This is a genomic window from Deltaproteobacteria bacterium (assembly GCA_011773515.1).
Taxonomy (GTDB): Bacteria; Desulfobacterota; Deferrimicrobia; order J040; family J040; genus WVXK01.
The window spans coordinates 18,174-19,449 of record WVXK01000108.1; the positions used below are offsets into that span (position 1 = coordinate 18,174).

A 1,276-nucleotide genomic window follows, 5' to 3' on the forward strand; every position below is an offset into this window, starting at 1 on the left:
ACCGCTTCGCACTTCGCCAGACCAGCGAAGGATGGCATGCCACGGTTATCCTCGACATCTGAACCAAAATACGGGCTCGCCTCGCATTTTTCAAAGAGACGTGCAAGCATTCCTGGCATAATGTATCAACAAACTACCGAGCAAGTAGAAACGGGGAGAAGAAGATGATACACGACGGCGAGAAGAGCTTTGGAAGGTACTTTGAGGATTTCACCGTGGGGGATATCTTCAAACATTTTCCCGGGAGAACGGTCACCGAGTTCGACGATACCCTCTTTACCCTCCTTACCATGAACCAGCATCCCCTCCACCTCGACGAGCACTACGCAAAGGGCACCGAGTGGGGCAGGCGCCTGGTGACCGGCTACTTTTCCTTCTGCCTCGTATACGGCATGACTGTTCGGGACCTTTCGGGGAAAACCGCGGCCAACCTGGGAATAGACCGGATACGGTTTTTAAAGCCCGTTTGCCACGGTGATTCCCTCTACGCGGAGAGCAGGATAACGGACAAGAGGGATTCCAAGAGCCGGAGCACCATGGGTGTCGTCTCCGTTGAAACGAAAGGATTCAACCAGAAGAAAGAGCTAATTCTCACCTTCGAGAGGACTTTCTTCGCACCGAAAAAAACAGCCGGTCCCTGAGCCTTGCTGAAGGGGATTGGACCGGGCTTCTAAAGACGATACCTTAGTACACGTGCGTGATAAAATGAGAACAGCAAAAAAAGCTGTATAAGGAGGGAAAACATGGCAAGGAAAAACATTTCACTTTTTCTCTGCCTAACCCTGCTTTTCACATTCATCCTGTTTTCATCTCTTGGAGGAATGGCATCGGCGGGGGGCGAAAAAGCCGCCGCTGTAACGGGAGTGACCGTTCCCGAAGGGTACAGGACCTGGGCGGTCATAGCCCCCTCTTACAGGACGGACAAGGATGAAATACGGCTCATCCTCGGCAATGCTATCGCCGCCGATGCGGCAATGAACAACATCCGGCCCTACCCCGACGGCGCAATACTCGCAAAGCTGGCGTACAAGGGAGTAAAAAGCGGCGAGTGGGAGGCAGCCCTGGTCCCCGGAGCGCCCCAGAGACAGGAATTCATGGTGAAGGATTCGAAGAAATACCCGTCAACGGGCGGTTGGGGATTCGGAAGATTCGTGGATGGAAAACCCGTTGGCGACGAAAAGCTCTACGCAACCTGCTTCCCGTGCCATCAGGCAAACGTCAAGGACAACGATTACGTCTTCACGCGCTTCGCTCCATAAGGCTGCACCTGTCCTTT

At 53.5% G+C, this 1,276-nt stretch carries 2 protein-coding genes and 1 pseudogene (1 of these 3 running past the window's edge); all 3 read left to right on the forward strand.

Features of this window, described 5'->3' with window-relative positions:
* Nucleotides 1–62: pseudogene (locus GTN70_11500) on the forward strand (archease); it begins 331 nt to the left of the window's first position.
* 102 nt (nt 63–164) lie between these two features.
* The gene (locus tag GTN70_11505) at nt 165–641 is read left to right on the forward strand and encodes a MaoC family dehydratase (protein NIO17585.1); all 477 of its coding nucleotides are present in this window, start codon (nt 165–167) and stop codon (nt 639–641) included.
* 102 nt (nt 642–743) lie between these two features.
* Nucleotides 744–1,259 (forward strand): hypothetical protein, encoded by a 516-nt coding sequence (locus tag GTN70_11510; GenBank protein ID NIO17586.1) that lies wholly within the window; start codon nt 744–746, stop codon nt 1,257–1,259.
* The last annotated feature ends 17 nt before the right edge of the window (nt 1,260–1,276 follow it).

Excerpts from the sequence above, each read along its gene's own strand:
- GTN70_11505 (NIO17585.1), top strand. The coding sequence starts at position 165 with ATGATACACGACGGCGAGAAGAGCTTTGGAAGGTACTTTGAGGATTTC.
- GTN70_11510 (NIO17586.1), top strand. The coding sequence starts at position 744 with ATGGCAAGGAAAAACATTTCACTTTTTCTCTGCCTAACCCTGCTTTTC.